Consider the following 17,044-nt stretch of genomic DNA (forward strand, 5'->3'; position numbering starts at 1 on the left):
GCTGGCAAAGAGATTCGATGACCTATTGCGTCGGCCTGAAGATCGATCGCGGGCTCGTGTTCATGTCGGACACGCGCACCAATGCCGGCATGGATTCGATCTCGACCTTCAAGAAGATGCATGTCTGGGAGGAACCGGGCGAGCGCGTTATCGTGCTGATGTCGGCCGGTAATCTGGCGACGACGCAGGCCGTCGTCAGCCTGCTCGACGAGCGCACCAAGGCAATTGGCGATCGCCACGCGACACTGCTCGAGACGCCCTCCATGTACCAGACGGTGCGGATGGTCGGCGACACCGTCAAGGAAGTCATCGCCAGTTCGTCGCCGACCGGCGACAAGGCGGATTCCTATTTCAATGCCTCCTTCATCCTCGGCGGCCAGATCAAGGGCAGCGCGCCGCGGCTGTTCATGATCTATCCGGAAGGCAATTTCATTGAGTCGACCGACGACACGCCATTCTTCCAGATCGGCGAGACCAAATACGGCAAGCCGATCATCATCCGTGCCTATGAAAAGACGATGAGTTTCGCCGAGACGGTGAAGCTGTTGCTGGTGTCGTTCGATTCGACGCTGAAGTCGAACCTGTCGGTCGGCCTGCCGCTCGACCTGCTGTTCTACGAAAAGGACGCCTTCAAGGTCAGCCTGAAGAAGCGGATAGCCCAGGACGATCAATACTACCGCACAATCTCGGACGGCTGGTCGAGCGCGTTGAAGGCTGCTTTTGCGAGCCTGCCGGATTTTCCCGAATGAAAGCCTCCGTTTTTCGTGCTCTTTGATCGCTGGGCTCGATGCTACGGAGAAGAAGATGAATAGTAACGAATTCCGGGAATGGTCGTTGTACGCGGCCGAATGGGGTGCCGACTACAGGGGCACAATTCGCGAAAGGCCGGTGCGGCCGCTCGTCGAGCCCGGCGAAATCTTCAAAAGCATCGAGGCCTCGCCGCCGGAAGATGGCGAAACGATGCAGGCGATCTTCGCCGATTTCGAGCAAAAGATCCTGCCGGGCATGACGCATTGGCAGCACCCGCGCTTCTTCGCCTATTTCCCGGCCAACGCCGCACCGGTCTCGGTGGTGGCCGAATACCTCGTCTCGGCGATGGCCGCGCAATGCATGCTTTGGCAGACCTCGCCGGCAGCGACCGAACTCGAGACGCGCGTCGTCGACTGGATGCGGCAGGCGCTTGGCCTGCCGGAGGGGTTTTCCGGCGTCATGCAGGATTCGGCCTCGTCGGCGACGCTTGCGGCCGTGCTGACCATGCGCGAGCGCGCGCTCAACTGGCAGGGCAACAGGAAAGGCCTGCAAGGCCAGCCGGTATTGCGCGTCTATTCTTCCGACCAGGTCCATACCTCCATCGACCGGGCGATCTGGGTGTCGGGTATCGGCGAGGACAATCTCGTGCGCATTCCCGCTGTCGGCCGCTTCCACGCCATGGATGTCACAGCCCTCGAAGCCGCGATCGCCGCCGACCGGGAAGCCGGCATGCTGCCGGCCGGCATCATCGCTTGTGTTGGCGGTACCAGCATCGGCGGCACGGATGATATCGCGGGCGTCGCCGCTGTGGCGAAACGGTACGGGCTCTATCTGCATGTCGATGCCGCCTGGGCCGGGTCGGCGATGATATGCCCGGAGTACCGGCATTTCTGGGGAGGCGTAGAGCAAGCGGATTCCATCGTCTTCAACCCGCACAAATGGCTGGGCGCGCAGTTCGACTGCTCGATGCAGTTCATCCGCCGGCCGGAAGACCTGGTGCGGACACTCGCTATCAAGCCGGATTACCTGAAGACGCATGGGCGCGACGGCATCATCAACTATTCCGAATGGTCGGTGCCGCTCGGGCGGCGCTTTCGCGCGCTGAAATTGTGGTTTCTGCTGCGCGCCTACGGGCTGGAAAATCTGCGAGCCATGATCCGCAACCATGTCGCCTGGAGCGAGGGCCTTGCCGCGCGGTTGGCCAGGGAGCCGGATTTCGAGATCGTCACGGAACCGATGCTGTCGCTGTTTTCGTTCCGGCATCTGGCTGCGGCCGGCATCGATTCGGGCGAGCACAATCAGCGGCTGGTCAATGCGATCAACGACGATGGCCGCATCTATCTGACACAGACACGGGTGGACGGGCAAGTCGCGATCCGCTTTCAGGTCGGCCAGTTCGAGACGACGGAGGCGGATGTCGACACCGCTTTCGGGGTCGTCACCGAGATCGCCCGCGGCCTGGCTTGAATTGGGCCGGCAAGGGTGCGTTGAGGTTTGCCTTTGCGATCAGGTGATTTTCATTAGCCGGCTTACGCCTTTTCATCACTTTCGTTTTCCGATATAGACAAGAAAAACGAAAACGGGAGTTTCCATGATGTACCTGTCGCCGCGTCATTCCGAAATCATCCAGATCGCCAAGGATCATGGCCGCGTGCTGGTCGACGATCTGGCAACGCATTTCAACGTGACGCCGCAGACCATCCGCAAGGATCTCAACGATCTGTGCGACCAGCGGCTGCTCTCCCGCATCCATGGCGGGGCGCTGTTTCCGTCCGGTATCGAGAACATGGAGTATGAGGCCCGGCGCAAGATCGCCGCCGAGGAGAAGGAGGCGATCGGCCGCGCAGCAGCCAGGCTGATCCCCGACAATGCCTCGCTGTTCATCAATATCGGCACCACGACGGAGTCGGTCAGCAAGGCGCTTCTTGATCATGCAGGATTGATGGTCATCACCAATAATATCAATGTTGCCAATAGGATGCGCATATATCCTTCCATTGAAGTCGTTATCGCAGGCGGTGTCGTGCGCGGCTCCGACGGGGGCGTGGTCGGCGAGGCGGCGGTCGACTTCATCAGGCAGTTCAAGGTCGATTACGCCGTGATCGGCGCCTCGGCGATCGATCATGATGGCGCGTTGCTCGATTTCGATTTTCGCGAAGTGAAGGTAGCGCAGGCGATCATTGCCAATGCCCGGCATGTCATTCTCGTTTCCGACCAGACCAAGTTCGAGAGGACGGCGCCGGTTCGCATCGGCCATCTGTCGCAAGTCAACACCTTCATCACAGACCGCTGCGGCATCCCGTCGGTGCGCAAGATCTGCCAGGAGGCAGAGGTTCAACTGATTGAGACGTCGCTCTCCTAGAGGGTGCCGTTGCGGCAACATTCGCCGTTTATATTTCGTTTGACATTCGTTCTGATTTCGAAATAATCCCGCTACGGTTTCGAAAAAACCAGAAAATGCTGCAATGCGAAATCGCGGGAGAAGTTTGTGGGTGCATCATCCCCGATCCATGACATCTTCGTCATCGGTGGCGGAATCAACGGTTGCGGCATCGCCCGCGATGCGGTTGGGCGCGGCTTCTCGGTTTTCCTTGCGGAAATGAACGATCTGGCCAGCGGAACCTCCTCCGGCTCGACCAAATTGATCCATGGCGGCTTGCGCTATCTCGAGTTCTACGAGTTTCGCCTGGTGCGCGAGGCGCTGATGGAGCGCGAGGTCCTCTGGAAGAACGCGCCGCACATCATCTGGCCGATGCGCTTTGTGCTGCCTTACGCCAAGGGCTTGCGCCCGGCCTGGCTGATCAGGCTCGGCCTTTTCCTGTATGACCACATTGGCGGGCGCAAATTGCTGCCGGCGACCAAGACGCTGGACATGGCAAGGGACCCGGCCGGCAAACCGTTGAAGCCGTTGTTTCGAAAGGCCTTCGAATATTCCGATGGCTGGGTCAACGATGCTCGGCTGGTGGCGTTGAACGCTCGCGACGCCGCCGATCGCGGCGCAACGATCCGAACCCGCACGAAGGTCATCGGCGCACGCCGTGAGGGCGAGCTTTGGAAGGTCAGGCTGGAGGACGTGCAGACCGGCGACACCGAGGAGGTCAAGGCCAGGCTTTTGGTCAACGCCGCCGGTCCGTGGGTCGATCAGGTTCTGTCCAGCACGGTCGGCTTGAACGACGTGCACAATGTCCGGCTAGTACAGGGCAGCCATATCGTCATCGGCAAGAAGTTCGACGACCCGCGCGCTTATTTCTTCCAGAACAAGGATGGCCGCATCATCTTTGCCATCCCCTACGAGGAAGAGTTCACGCTGATCGGCACCACCGACCAGGACTATCCGGGCGATCCCCAGGACGTGAAGATCAGTGACGCCGAGATCGACTACCTATGCGCGGCAGCGAGCGAATATTTCGCGCAGCCGGTCAAGCGTTCGGACATCGTCTGGACTTATTCGGCCGTGCGCCCGCTCTACGATGACGGCGCTTCGAAGGCGCAGGAAGCGACCCGCGATTATGTGCTGAAGACCGACGGCGGGGAGGGCACGGCACCAATCGTCAACGCCTTTGGCGGCAAGATCACCACCTACCGCCGGCTGGCTGAATCGATGCTTGAAAAGATCGAAGGTTTTCTCGGCAAGCGCGGCAAGCCATGGACAGCGAACGCGCCGCTTCCGGGCGGCGATTTCCCGGCGAACGGCTTCGACGCGGAAGTGGCAAAACTGAAAACGGCCTATCCGTTCCTCGATGCGCGTCTGGCGCGCCGACTGACCCGGCTTTACGGGACGCGCGCAAGGATGCTGCTGGGCCTTGCCAGATCGAATGCCGACCTTGGCCGCAACTTTGGCGCCGATCTCTATGAGGTTGAGGTGCGCTACCTCGTTCAGAATGAATGGGCCACGACGGCCGAAGATGTATTGTGGCGCCGGACCAAGCGAGGCCTGCATCTCGGCCGTGAGCAGGCGGCAGCACTCGACGAATTCATGCGCGGGATAAGCCGGCGCCATGTCGCGGCTGCCGAATAGTGGGGTCCGACTGATGCAGAGAGCCTGGGAGGAGGCATCATGCTGGAATTGAGAAACGTGACGAAGACGGTCGGCGCGGCGGAGCATATACGCGACGTGTCGCTGACGCTTCAGCACGGCTCGCTCAACGTCCTTCTCGGGCCGACGCTTGCCGGGAAGACCAGCCTGATGCGGCTGATGGCCGGCCTCGACGTGCCGACATCCGGCTCGGTCTGGTTCGATGGCAAGGATGTCACCGGCGTGCCGGTGCAGAAGCGCAACGTCGCCATGGTCTATCAGCAGTTCATCAACTACCCGGCGATGACCGTTTACGAGAACATCGCCTCGCCGCTCAGGGTGGCCGGCACCGAGCGGGCAAAGATCGATAAGGAGGTGCGCAATGCCGCCGCACTTCTCAAGCTGACGCCCTATCTCGACCGCACGCCGCTCAGCCTTTCCGGCGGCCAGCAGCAGCGGACGGCGCTGGCGCGCGCCATCGTCAAGAACGCCGGCCTCGTGCTGCTCGACGAGCCGCTCGCCAACCTCGACTACAAGCTGCGCGAGGAACTGCGGGCGGAACTGCCCAGGATATTCGCGGCGACCGGTACCATCTTCGTCTACGCCACGACGGAGCCGCACGAAGCCTTGCTGCTTGGCGGCAATACGGCGACGCTTTCCGAAGGCTGCATCACTCAGTTCGGGCCGACGATCGACGTCTTTCGCAGGCCGAACGACCTCGTCACGGCCAAGACATTCGCAGATCCGCCGCTCAACACGATTGTGCTGAAGAAGAGCGGTTCAAGCTTCCTTCTTGATGGTGGGGTGAGCCTCCCGGTGCCGGCTGAGCTCGCCGGTATTGCCGATACGAGTTACACGATCGGCTTCCAGCCCCACCATCTCTCTTTTGCCCGGCCGAGCCCGTCGGCGGTTCCGGTGAGAGCCAAGGTGTCGGTCACCGAAATCACTGGTTCTGAGAGCTTTGTGCATCTCGACTTCGCCGATGTCCGCTGGGTGATGCTGGAGCACGGCATCCTGGCGTTCGAGCCGGACCAGACCATCGAGGTGTTCATCGATCCGCGGCACATCATGGTGTTCGACGCGAACGGCCGTTCGGCCGCGCCGCCACAGACGCTGGCGGCTTAAGGGAGGAGGGCACATGGCGCGCATCGATTGCAACCACATCCGCCACGCCTACGGTCCACATCCGAAGTCGGATAAGGACTATGCGCTGAAGGAGGTGCATCACGCCTTCGAGGACGGCGGCGCCTATGCGCTGTTGGGGCCGTCGGGCTGCGGCAAGACCACGCTGCTCAACATCATTTCCGGCCTGTTGTACCCGTCGCATGGCGAGCTTCTGTTCGACGGCAAGGACGTGACCAATTTGTCGACGCAGGAACGCAACATCGCGCAGGTATTCCAGTTCCCGGTCATCTACGACACCATGACCGTCTACGACAATCTGGCCTTCCCGCTGCGCAACCGCGGCGTTGCGGAACCCGACGTCGACCGCAAGGTGCGCGAAACGCTGGAAATGACCGGGTTGGCCGATATGGCCAAGAAAAAGGCGAGGGGACTGACCGCCGACCAGAAGCAGAAGATCTCGCTCGGACGCGGGCTGGTGCGCTCCGATGTCAACGCGATCCTGTTCGACGAGCCGCTGACCGTCATCGACCCGCATATGAAGTGGGTGCTGCGCTCGCAGCTGAAGCAGTTGCACAGGCGTTTCGGTTTCACCATGGTCTATGTCACGCACGACCAGACCGAGGCGCTCACCTTCGCCGAAAACGTCGTCGTCATGTATGAGGGCGAGATCGTGCAGATCGGCTCCCCCGCCGAACTGTTCGAGCGACCCAAGCATACGTTCGTCGGCTATTTCATCGGCTCGCCAGGCATGAACGTCATGCCGGTCGCGGTCGAAGGCAGGAGCGCGCGGCTCGGCAGCCAGACGATCGAATTGCCGGGCGTGCCCAAGGCTGGAACCGCAGGCGCGATCGAACTCGGCATCCGCCCCGAATATGTCAGGCTTGGCGCTAGCGGCATGCCGGTTTCCATCCGAAAGGTCGAGGATATCGGCCGTCACAAGGTGGTGCGCGCCAGTTTCGAAGGCCGCGACATCGCGGTGATCGTTGGCGAGGACGAAGACATTCCCGCCGATCCGAAGATCGCTTTCGACCCGGCCGGCATCAACCTCTACGCCGATTCCTGGCGCGTCGAGATGGGAGGCTGAGCATGGACAGAACCTGGAACAACAAGGCCTGGTTCATGGTGCTGCCGGTGCTCCTGCTGGTAGCGTTCTCGGCGGTGATCCCGCTGATGACGGTCGTGAACTACTCGGTGCAGGACACGTTCGGCAACAACGTCTTCTTCTGGGCGGGCTCGGAATGGTTCGAGGAGATCCTGCATTCCGACCGTTTTTGGGAAGCAATGGGACGCAACCTGGTGTTCTCGGCCATCATCCTCATCATCGAGGTTCCGCTCGGCATCTTCATTGCGCTCAACATGCCGAAGAGGGGCTGGGGCGTTCCGGTCTGCCTGGTGCTGATGGCGCTGCCGCTGCTCATCCCGTGGAACGTCGTTGGTACGATCTGGCAGGTGTTCGGCCGCGTCGACATCGGCCTGCTCGGATATTCGCTGCGGTCACTCGGCTTCAACTACAACTATGTCAACGACCCGTTCGACGCCTGGGTCACCGTCATCATCATGGACGTCTGGCACTGGACGAGCCTCGTCGTCCTGCTCTGCTACGCAGGATTGGTCTCGATCCCCGACGCCTATTACCAGGCGGCCAAGATCGATGGGGCGTCGCGCTGGGCGATCTTCCGCTACATCCAGTTGCCGAAGATGAACCGCGTGCTGCTGATCGCGGTTCTGCTGCGCTTCATGGACAGTTTCATGATCTACACCGAGCCGTTCGTCGTCACTGGCGGCGGGCCCGGCAACACCACCACTTTCCTGTCGATCGATCTGGTGAAGCTGGCCATAGGGGAGTTCAACCTTGGTGAGGCGGCGGCCATGTCGATCGTCTATTTCCTGATCATCATGCTCCTGTCCTGGGTGTTCTACACCGTCATGACAGCCTACGACGCGGAGAAGTGAGATGGCCCGTCTCGAGGAAACCACGGCCGACGGACGAACGCTGATGCGGCAAACTCCCGCTAGCGCGGAAGCGCAGACCGCGAACGCCACGCTGGCCCGCAAAATGCGGCGGCGGGGCGAGGAGTCGCGGTTCTGGTGGCTGGTGCCGACGATCTACATCATCTTCCTGATGCTGCCGATCTACTGGCTGGTCAATATGAGCTTCAAGACCAATCAGGAGATCCTGGGCGCCTTCTCGCTGTGGCCGAGAAACCCGACGATCGCCAACTACATGGTGATCTTCACCGACCCGTCCTGGTACAAAGGTTACATCAACTCGATCATCTATGTGGTTATGAACACGGTGATTTCCGTCACCGTTGCGCTTCCGGCAGCCTATGCCTTCTCGCGCTACCGCTTTCTCGGCGACAAGCACCTGTTCTTCTGGCTCTTGACCAACCGCATGGCGCCGCCGGCGGTGTTCGCGCTGCCGTTCTTCCAGCTCTATTCGGCATTCGGGCTGATCGACACGCACATCGCCGTGGCGCTGGCGCATTGCCTGTTCAACGTCCCGCTGGCGGTCTGGATACTCGAAGGCTTCATGTCGGGCGTGCCGAAGGAAATCGACGAGACCGCCTATATCGACGGCTATTCCTTCCCGCGCTTCTTCCTGAGGATATTCATGCCGCTGATCGCAAGCGGCGTTGGCGTGGCCTGCTTCTTCTGCTTCATGTTCTCGTGGGTGGAGCTGCTGATCGCGCGGACGTTGACCACGACCGCCGCCAAGCCGATCGCCGCGATCATGACGCGCACGGTCTCGGCCTCGGGCCTCGACTGGGGCGTGCTGGCCGCGGCCGGCGTGCTCACCATCCTTCCGGGCGCGCTCGTGATCTGGTTCGTACGCAACTATATCGCCAAGGGCTTCGCCCTGGGGAGGGTGTGATGGAACGAACGCAAGAGTTCATGCACAACACTATCGCCAAGGGCTTTGCCCTGGGGAGGGTGTGACCATGAACCTCACCTGGATGGCATGGACGCTGCCGACGGCACTCTTTTTCATCACGATCCTGATGCTGCTCTGCGGCATGGCGGTCTGGGAGTACGTCTCGCCAGGCGGCAATCCCCGGGTTGGCGTGCTGCGCTTCGAGACGACGCGCGGCGACCGTCTCTTCCTATCGCTGCTTGGCAGCGCCTTTATCCATCTCGCTTGGCTGGGTCTTGTCGGACCCAACCTGTGGTGGGCACTCGCTCTCTCCGTGGTCTACGCCATCGGCGTGTTCCGCTACGTATAGAGGGGGGAACCGTTGGAGCGGCCGCGTGCCGGCGATTGCTCCGATCGAACTTAAAACTGAACCGTGGAGGAAACACATGAGACAGCAATTTTTGACATCAACGACAGCGCTTGTCCTGTTGCTCGGGGCAGGCAACGCCTATGCCGGAATGGACGAAGCTAAAGCTTTTCTGGACAGCGAGATCGGCGACATGTCGACGCTCGATCGGGCTGCCCAGGAAGCCGAGATGCAATGGTTTATCGATGCCGCAAAGCCGTTTGCGGGCATGGACATCAAGGTCGTCTCGGAAACCATAACGACGCACGAGTATGAGTCGAAGACGCTGGCCAAGGCGTTCGCCGACATAACGGGCATCAAGATCACCCATGACCTGATCGGCGAAGGCGATGTCGTCGAAAAGCTGCAGACGCAGATGCAGTCGGGCGAAAACATCTACGACGCCTATGTCAACGACTCCGATCTGATCGGCACCCATTGGCGCTACCAGCAGGCGCGCAGCCTGACCGACTGGATGGCGAACGAGGGCAAGGACGTCACCAACCCGAACCTCGACCTCGCCGACTTCATCGGCACCAAGTTCACGACGGCTCCGGACGGCGATCTCTACCAACTGCCCGACCAGCAGTTCGCGAACCTCTACTGGTTCCGCTACGACTGGTTCAACGACGAGAAGAACAAGGCGGACTTCAAGGCGAAGTACGGCTACGACCTCGGCGTGCCGGTCAACTGGTCAGCCTATGAGGATATCGCCGAATTCTTCACCGGCCGCGAGATCGACGGCAAGAAGGTCTACGGCCATATGGACTACGGCAAGAAGGACCCGTCGCTCGGCTGGCGCTTCACCGATGCCTGGCTTTCGATGGCCGGCAATGGCGACAAGGGGCTGCCAAACGGTCTTCCGGTCGACGAATGGGGCATCAAGGTCGACGAGAAGTCGCGGCCCGTCGGCTCGTGCGTGGCTCGGGGCGGCGACACCAATGGTCCGGCGGCGGTCTACTCCATCCAGAAATATCTCGACTGGATGAAGGCTTATGCTCCGGCAGCGGCCCAGGGCATGACCTTCTCGGAGTCCGGGCCGGTTCCGGCGCAGGGCGAAATTGCCCAGCAGATGTTCATGTACACGGCCTTCACCGCCGACATGGTGAAGGACGGCCTTCCCGTCGTGAACGAGGACGGTACGCCGAAATGGCGCTTCGCTCCGTCGCCGCATGGCGTCTACTGGAAGGACGGCATGAAACTCGGCTACCAGGACGTGGGTTCGTGGACGCTCCTCAAGTCGACGCCTGACGACCGCGCCAAGGCAGCCTGGCTCTACGCGCAGTTCGTCACCTCGAAGACAGTCGACGTGAAGAAAAGCCACGTCGGCCTGACGTTGATCCGCGAGAGCACGATCCAGCACAAGAGCTTCACGGACCGCGCGCCGAAGCTCGGCGGCCTGATCGAGTTCTATCGCTCGCCGGCCCGCGTGCAGTGGTCGCCGACGGGCACCAACGTTCCTGATTATCCGAAGCTGGCACAACTCTGGTGGCAGGCGATCGGCGATGCCTCGTCGGGTGCCAAAACCCCTCAGGAAGCGATGGACTCGCTCTGCGCCGAGCAGGAAAAGGTGCTTGAGCGCCTCGAGAGGGCCGGCGTGCAGGGCGACATCGGCCCCAAGATGGCCGAGGAAAAGACCCTCGAAGAGTGGAACGCCGACGCCGTCGCCAAGGGCAACCTCGCGCCGCAGTTGAAGATCGAGCCGGAGAAGGACAAGGCACAGACCATCAACTACGACGAGCTGGTCAAGAGCTGGAGCAATTAAGCATCGGTCCGGGCGTCCGCGCCCGCATCACATCAATCGGGGGAGGCGGCATCTTGCCGTCTCCCCTGTTTGCGCCGAGGGAGTAGGCCAAGGGAGTGGGAATGAGCAGCTTTATCCTAGCAATCGACCAGGGGACGACATCGAGCCGGGCGCTCCTGTTCGACCGTGAGATGAAGGTCGTGGGCAGCGGGCAGAAGGAATTCACCCAGCATTATCCGGCCTCCGGCTGGGTCGAGCATGATCCGGAAGAAATCTGGTCGAGCGTCGTGGCGACGGTGAAGGCCGCGCTGAAGGCGGCGGGCCGTCACGCATCGGATGTCGCGGCGATCGGCATCACCAACCAGCGCGAGACCGTCGTCATCTGGGACAAAGCGACCGGCAAGCCGATCCACAACGCGATTGTCTGGCAGGACCGGCGCACCGTGCCGCTGTGCCAGAAATTGAAGAAGCAGGGGCTGGAGAAGAAGTTCACCAGAAAGACCGGGCTGCTGCTCGATCCGTATTTCTCCGGCACCAAGATTGCCTGGATGCTGGACAAGGTGAAGGGCGCCAGAAAGCGCGCGGAGAAGGGCGAATTGCTGGCCGGCACCATCGACAGCTTTTTGATCTGGCGGCTGACCGGCGGCAAGGTTCATGCCACCGACGCCACCAACGCCTCGCGCACGCTGGTCTACAACATCGAAAAGAATGCCTGGGACGACGAGCTGCTGGCGATCCTGAACATACCGGCAAGAATGCTGCCGCAGGTGAAGGATTGTGCCGACGACTATGGAATCACGGAGAAAAACCTGTTTGGCTCGGAGATAAGAATCCTTGGCGTGGCCGGCGACCAGCACGCGGCGACCATCGGCCAGGCCTGTTTCGAGCCGGGCATGATGAAGTCCACCTATGGCACCGGCTGCTTTGCGCTGCTCAACACCGGCAGTGATCTGGTGCGTTCGAAGAACCGGCTGTTGACAACCATCGCCTACAGGCTGAACGGCAAGACCACCTATGCGCTGGAAGGGTCGATCTTCATCGCGGGCGCTGCCGTGCAGTGGCTGCGCGACGGCATCAAGGTGATCGGCAAGGCGGAGCAGAGCGGCGTGCTGGCGGCGAGCGCCGACCCGACTCAAGACGTCTATCTGGTGCCGGCTTTCGTCGGGCTTGGCGCGCCGCACTGGGACGCCGAGGCGCGAGGCGCCATCTTCGGGCTGACCCGCAATTCGGGCTCGGCGGAATTTGCGCGCGCAGCACTTGAATCCGTGGCTTTCCAGACGCGCGACCTGCTCGACGCCATGCGCAAGGATTGGAAGGGCGCGTCAGCAAAGACCGTGCTTCGGGTCGATGGCGGCATGGTGGCGTCGGACTGGACCATGCAGCGGCTGGCCGACATCCTCGATGCGCCGGTCGACCGCCCGACGATCCTCGAGACGACCGCGCTCGGCGCTGCATGGCTGGCGGGCTCGAAGGCGGGCGTCTGGCCGAAGGCAAGGGACTTCGCCAAGAGCTGGGCGCTGGAGCGGCGGTTCAAGCCGGATATGAACGCCTCGGTACGTTCCGCCAAGCTGGCGGGTTGGCGCGATGCTGTGCGCAGGACACTGAGCGTGCAATAAGCGGGCAGCGAGAAGACCATGCTGGGGGAAGGGGAATGAATCCAGACTGGTATGCTGCTTGGCGCGAAGAGGCTTTCGAACAGCTGAACGCCAAGAATGCACGCTTGCAGAATGATTTCCGCCTCGGCAGTTGGCCCCGCTATGACTACGACCTGAAGGCTGGAAAGCTTCTGTTCTCAGAGGAGGGGTCGTCAAGGTCGTCACCGAGATCCAGATTGCGGGCAGTACGAGCGCCAAGGCCGGCAATTGGCTGTGGGCCTGGGCAAATTCGAACTTGCCTGGAGAGCTCCTCAGCGACGCAAAGCTGGTTCGATCCTTCGGAGAGGAGAACGGCATTGACGAACTGGCTCAACCTTATGTGACGGACACGGGCAATGACCTGGAAGCGCTCGGTTGGGAACTGGCCGGGGCAATGGTTCGAATTTGCAACGCGCTTGGCGCCTATCGCTCTCCGCGTAGCGAAGGCGGAGGCCTGTATCTGATCTTCAAAAACATCAGTTGGACAAACTGAACCCGATGCCCGCCTTCCCACGCGCACCATGGCGGCGATACTGACTTTCGTCGCCCAGAAGAAAAAGCCCGCGCCGTTGCCGGCGCGGGCTTTTCAACAACCCTTACTCAACTCTGCCCGGGCCTTATCCATACGGCGAATAGCACTGCCGACGCGGGCCGTTGTAAGGCTGATACGTATTGTCATAGGCCCGGTAGGATCTATAGCGGTTGTAGCACCACTCCTCGTGGGAACCGCCTCGATAGACGCGGCGGTTCTGGTTGTTGATGATCGCGCCGGTGATCAGCGCGCCAGTGGCGAAGGCAGCCAGCGGGAACCAGTAATCGCCATGACGGCGATAGCCGCGACGGTAGTGGCGATAGCCACGATGGCCGCGCCAATACATGCCGTCGTTACGCGAGAAATCGCGACGGTAGAAATCGCGACGGGAAAAATCGCGATCGCGGTTGAAACTACGCCTCCACCGCCTGTGGTCGACGGTCTGGACATCCGACGAGACGTTCTGGCCTAGCGGCACGTAGGTGGGCTGGGCGTTGACGGGCACGATCTCCGCAACAGCGAATGACGCTGACAGCGCGGTCGCCAGCAAGCCCGACATGATCCTGTTCATGGTCTTCTCCTTGAAAAGGGTTGTCCCTTGTAGCGACAAAAACGGGCAGGCGGTGCAATTGTTCCGCGAAAAATGGCAACCCGCTGATTTATAATGTTTCTCTTAAATGATCTCCCGCCCGGCCTCGACGAAAAGCCGGCGTTGGGCTTGTCTGTCAAAGGCCGTTCCGCCTTTTGCCTAAGCGGCGTGCGAGGCGCTGCGAGAGCGTGGAAAAGCCCGGCTTGCGCGCCGTCTTTTTCCGGTTGACCGGTCGAGGCACTCTCCCTATGTTCCGCGCAATTTCGAGGGCAGCATTCTGAGCCCGCGGGAGCGCGTAGCTCAGCCGGTAGAGCAACTGACTTTTAATCAGTAGGTCCAGGGTTCGAATCCCTGCGCGCTCACCATTTCATGAGTTGTCCGGCCCGGAGACATAGGTAACAGCTTGTACCTAAGACATGGGTGACAACCTCGTGCCGAACGGGTTGTCGATTGTTTGCAAGGTCCTCTGTTCCAAGTCGATATATCCCAAATCATAGTGCATGAAGGAGACGAGCCAAATGCCGTCGTCGACTTCCTTGATGCCGAGCCTCTTGCCGGCGAGCACATGGGAGATGTTGATCTTCTTCCTCATCATGCAGATACGTCCGCATGTGGTGACGATGATGTCCTTGTCATGGAAGGGGTAGGTCAGGTCCGGCAGCCCGCCGTAGGGTCTTGAGGACGGCGTATAGAGTTCGGCCGGGGTCTTCATGGCGAGCGCCTCGTGCGGCCTTTCGGCATTGAATTCGCTCATGAAGTCATCGAAGGCGGCCTGCTGCTGCAGGGCGTTCATGCCCGGCGGGCGTGTGGCCTCCTTCTTCAGCGTCAGGTGCATGCGCTCGTGGCGGCCGTTCTGTTGCGGGCGGCCGGGCTTGATGCGCTCGATGGCGATTCCCAGCCTGAGCCACCAGACGGAGAGCCTGGACAGGTTGTAGAGGCCGTTGGGACTGGCGAAGGGCACGCCATTGTCGCTTCTGATGGCGACGGGCAGGCCGCGTTCCTTGAAGAGCCGGACGAAAGCCTCGATGACCGGGGCTTCCTTCGTTGATTCAAGAGCTTCGCAGGCAAGCAGGTAGCGCGAGGCCTGGTCGGTGACCGTCAGCGGGTAACAGTATTGGCGGTTGCCGAGTCTGAACTCGCCCTTGAAGTCGGCGCACCACAGATCGTTGGGCCGCACCGCCTGCGAGAGCGTCGTGCCCATGGCCTTGTTCGCCCGGTTCCTCTTGTGGGGCTGGCTCACAAGGCCGTGGCGGTCGAGCACCGCATGGACGGTGCTTTTGGCTGGAATACGCACGTCGCCGGCCAGCCGCCTGACCAGCAGTTCCCTGATCTTGCGCGCGCCCCAGTGCGGCTTGTCGCGCTTGCAATCGACGATCAGACGCTCGATCGGCTCGGGCAGCTGGTTGGCGTAGCGCACAGGCCGGCGCGAACGATCGCACAGCGCCTCTACCCCTTCTCGCCTGTAGCGGTTGAAGATCTTGTAGCCGGTCTTACGCGAAATCCCGAACTCCCGGCACACATCGCTCATGCCTTCCCCATCGAGAAGGCGAGCCACGAAACGAAGACGTTCCTCCATCACCGAACACTCTCTCCACGGCATCAACACCTCCGGCCAAAAGCCAAAAGTGTTACCCATGTGTCCGGTACAAAACGTCACCTATGTCTCGGGTCGGTCAAGTTTCCAAAAACCAGCGAGACATTCCCGCCCGCATGCCGTTCCAGCCGGCCGGCGAGGTCGAGTTCCAAAAGCACCATGAAAACCTGAGCCGGATGCAGGCCGGTGTGGCGGATGATCTCGTCGATCGCCACCGGCGTCGGGCCGAGGGCCTCGACGACGCGGGCGCGGTCGTCCTCGCCGGGCGGCGGCGTCGCCGAAAAGTCGGGCGGTTCCCCGAGCGGCGGCGTCCTTGGTGCCGGGGCGCCGACCAGTGGCGCGATGGCGCTGGAAATGTCCGATGCCTCGGTGACCAGGGTGGCGCCGTCCTTGAGCAAGGCGTTGGTGCCGGCGGCGCGCGGATCGAGCGGCGAACCGGGGACGGCAAAGACCAGCCGGCCCATCTCGCCGGCAAGCCTGGCGCTGATCAGCGAGCCGGAGCGTTGCGCGGCTTCGACCACGACCAGCCCCAGTGCCGCACCGGCGACAAGGCGGTTGCGGCGCGGAAAATCCTGGGCGCGCGGCTGCCAGCCGAACGGCATTTCCGAAATGACGGCGCCGCCGTGCTCGGCAATCTCGTCGCACAGGCCGGCATTCTCGGGCGGGTAGGGCAGGTCGAGGCCGCCGGCCAGCACACCGATCGTGCCGGTGGCAAGGCTGCCCTGATGCGCTGCCGTGTCGATGCCACGCGCCAGGCCGGAGACGATGCCGTAGCCGTCGCGGCCGAGTTCGGCGGCGAGCGTTCGCGCCATCTTGATGCCGGCCAGCGAGGCGTTGCGGGCGCCGACGATGGCGACTGCCGGCAGCCGGAACACTGCGCCTTCGCCCTTGACCGCAAGCAACGGCGGCGGATGGTCCATGCTCTTCATCAGCGACGGATAGTCGGCTTCGCCGATGCCGACGAAGCGGGCGCCGGCTCGCCGGGCTGTCTCCAGTTCCGCCTCGGCCTCGGCGATCGACGGGATGCGGGCGATCTTTCTGGCGCCGCCCGAAATCATCAGCTCGGGCAGCATCTCGAGCGCCGTCTCGGCCGAGCCGAAACGGTTGATCAGGTCGCGAAAGGTGGCGGGGCCGACATTCGGCGTGCGGATCAAACGAAGCCAGCTCAACCGCTGCCGGTCACTGAGGCGCGGCCCGGCGGCGCGCTGGCTCACCCCTTGGCCCCGATCTTGCCCTCGGTGCCGGCCAGCAGCCGCGCGATATTGGCCCGGTGTTTTATTATGACGATCAGGCTCATCAGCGCGAACAGCCCGGCAATCTGGGGCGTGCTGAGGACATAGAGCGCGATCGGCACGACGACTGCCGCCGTCAGCGCCGCCAGCGAGGAGTAGCGGAACAGGAAGGCAACGGCCAGCCAGACGACGGCGAAGACCAGCGCCACCTGCCAGGCCAAGGCAATCAGCACGCCGATATAGGTAGCAACCCCTTTGCCGCCCTTGAAGCCGAGCCAGACCGGAAAGAGATGGCCGAGGAAGGCGCCGAGGCCGGCCCAAGGTCCGAGCTCCGGTGCAAAGCGACCGGCGATCAGTACGGCTGCCGTGCCTTTCAGCGCGTCGAGCAGCAGCGTGGCGGCGGCCAGGCCCTTGTTGCCGGTACGCAGCACGTTGGTGGCGCCGATGTTGCCGGAGCCGATATTGCGGACGTCGCCAAGGCCGGCGGCGCGGGTGATCAAAAGCCCGAACGGGATCGAGCCGAGCAGATAGCCGAACACCAGCGCCAAGATGATGCCGTAAGCCATTGT

16 protein-coding genes and 1 tRNA gene are annotated in these 17,044 nt (G+C 62.0%); 13 read left to right on the forward strand and 4 right to left on the reverse strand.

Annotated elements, in window-relative coordinates; genetic code table 11:
* The first annotated feature begins 17 nt into the window (after nucleotides 1-17).
* From EJ066_RS22830 to EJ066_RS32175, 12 genes are all read left to right on the forward strand, one after another.
* Nucleotides 18-749 (forward strand): peptidase, encoded by a 732-nt coding sequence (locus EJ066_RS22830; protein ID WP_126041919.1) that lies wholly within the window; start codon nucleotides 18-20, stop codon nucleotides 747-749.
* Between the two features lie 55 nt (nucleotides 750-804).
* Complete coding sequence (locus EJ066_RS22835; protein WP_126041921.1) at nucleotides 805-2,217, forward strand: pyridoxal-dependent decarboxylase; 1,413 nt, start codon at nucleotides 805-807, stop codon at nucleotides 2,215-2,217.
* Nucleotides 2,218-2,344: 127 nt separating this feature from the next.
* Nucleotides 2,345-3,112 carry a DeoR/GlpR family DNA-binding transcription regulator gene (locus tag EJ066_RS22840; RefSeq protein WP_126044013.1) on the forward strand — a complete coding sequence of 256 codons (768 nt, stop codon included), beginning with the start codon at nucleotides 2,345-2,347 and terminating at the stop codon, nucleotides 3,110-3,112.
* 126 nt (nucleotides 3,113-3,238) lie between these two features.
* The gene (glpD, locus tag EJ066_RS22845) at nucleotides 3,239-4,768 is read left to right on the forward strand and encodes a glycerol-3-phosphate dehydrogenase (RefSeq protein WP_126041923.1); all 1,530 of its coding nucleotides are present in this window, start codon (nucleotides 3,239-3,241) and stop codon (nucleotides 4,766-4,768) included.
* 39 nt (nucleotides 4,769-4,807) lie between these two features.
* Nucleotides 4,808-5,890, forward strand: a complete 1,083-nt coding sequence (locus EJ066_RS22850) for an ABC transporter ATP-binding protein (RefSeq protein WP_126041925.1) — start codon at nucleotides 4,808-4,810, stop codon at nucleotides 5,888-5,890.
* 13 nt (nucleotides 5,891-5,903) lie between these two features.
* Entirely contained in the window at nucleotides 5,904-6,974 is a 1,071-nt protein-coding gene (locus tag EJ066_RS22855; protein ID WP_126041928.1) for an ABC transporter ATP-binding protein, read from the forward strand.
* Nucleotides 6,975-6,976: 2 nt separating this feature from the next.
* Nucleotides 6,977-7,843, forward strand: a complete 867-nt coding sequence (locus tag EJ066_RS22860) for a sugar ABC transporter permease (RefSeq protein ID WP_126041930.1) — start codon at nucleotides 6,977-6,979, stop codon at nucleotides 7,841-7,843.
* A 43-nt stretch (nucleotides 7,844-7,886) separates the two neighbouring features.
* Nucleotides 7,887-8,765 carry a carbohydrate ABC transporter permease gene (locus EJ066_RS22865; RefSeq protein ID WP_245455227.1) on the forward strand — a complete coding sequence of 293 codons (879 nt, stop codon included), beginning with the start codon at nucleotides 7,887-7,889 and terminating at the stop codon, nucleotides 8,763-8,765.
* 67 nt (nucleotides 8,766-8,832) lie between these two features.
* On the forward strand, nucleotides 8,833-9,114 hold the full coding sequence (locus EJ066_RS22870) for a DUF2160 domain-containing protein (RefSeq protein WP_126041932.1): 282 nt from the start codon (nucleotides 8,833-8,835) through the stop codon (nucleotides 9,112-9,114).
* A 76-nt stretch (nucleotides 9,115-9,190) separates the two neighbouring features.
* Nucleotides 9,191-10,915 (forward strand): ABC transporter substrate-binding protein, encoded by a 1,725-nt coding sequence (locus EJ066_RS22875; protein ID WP_126041934.1) that lies wholly within the window; start codon nucleotides 9,191-9,193, stop codon nucleotides 10,913-10,915.
* 101 nt (nucleotides 10,916-11,016) lie between these two features.
* A complete protein-coding gene (gene glpK, locus EJ066_RS22880; RefSeq protein ID WP_126041936.1) occupies nucleotides 11,017-12,510 on the forward strand; it encodes a glycerol kinase GlpK in 1,494 nt (497 codons plus the stop codon).
* A 214-nt stretch (nucleotides 12,511-12,724) separates the two neighbouring features.
* A complete protein-coding gene (locus tag EJ066_RS32175) occupies nucleotides 12,725-13,021 on the forward strand; it encodes a DUF6882 domain-containing protein (protein ID WP_348629329.1) in 297 nt (98 codons plus the stop codon).
* A gap of 124 nt (nucleotides 13,022-13,145) precedes the next feature.
* On the opposite strand, the gene EJ066_RS22890 is transcribed toward EJ066_RS32175, so the two are convergent.
* Nucleotides 13,146-13,631, reverse strand: coding sequence for a BA14K family protein (locus tag EJ066_RS22890; RefSeq protein ID WP_126041938.1), 486 nt, complete (start codon nucleotides 13,629-13,631; stop codon nucleotides 13,146-13,148).
* A gap of 307 nt (nucleotides 13,632-13,938) precedes the next feature.
* On the opposite strand from EJ066_RS22890, the gene EJ066_RS22895 reads away from it, so the two are divergent.
* A tRNA-Lys gene (locus EJ066_RS22895) sits at nucleotides 13,939-14,014 on the forward strand.
* Nucleotides 14,015-14,058: 44 nt separating this feature from the next.
* Here the strand turns inward: EJ066_RS22895 and EJ066_RS22900 are convergent.
* The 3 genes from EJ066_RS22900 to plsY are packed head-to-tail and all read right to left on the reverse strand — an operon-like array spanning nucleotide 14,059 to nucleotide 17,041.
* A complete protein-coding gene (locus EJ066_RS22900; protein WP_126041940.1) occupies nucleotides 14,059-15,249 on the reverse strand; it encodes an IS481 family transposase in 1,191 nt (396 codons plus the stop codon).
* A 53-nt stretch (nucleotides 15,250-15,302) separates the two neighbouring features.
* A complete protein-coding gene (gene dprA, locus EJ066_RS22905; RefSeq protein ID WP_126041942.1) occupies nucleotides 15,303-16,457 on the reverse strand; it encodes a DNA-processing protein DprA in 1,155 nt (384 codons plus the stop codon).
* Nucleotides 16,454-17,041: a glycerol-3-phosphate 1-O-acyltransferase PlsY gene (plsY, locus tag EJ066_RS22910; RefSeq protein WP_126041944.1), complete on the reverse strand. Its 588-nt coding sequence runs from the start codon at nucleotides 17,039-17,041 to the stop codon at nucleotides 16,454-16,456. The genes dprA and plsY overlap by 4 nt, the downstream gene beginning before the upstream one ends.
* Nucleotides 17,042-17,044 lie beyond the last annotated feature (3 nt).

It is taken from the genome of Mesorhizobium sp. M9A.F.Ca.ET.002.03.1.2, assembly GCF_003952365.1.
GTDB lineage: Bacteria > Pseudomonadota > Alphaproteobacteria > Rhizobiales > Rhizobiaceae > Mesorhizobium.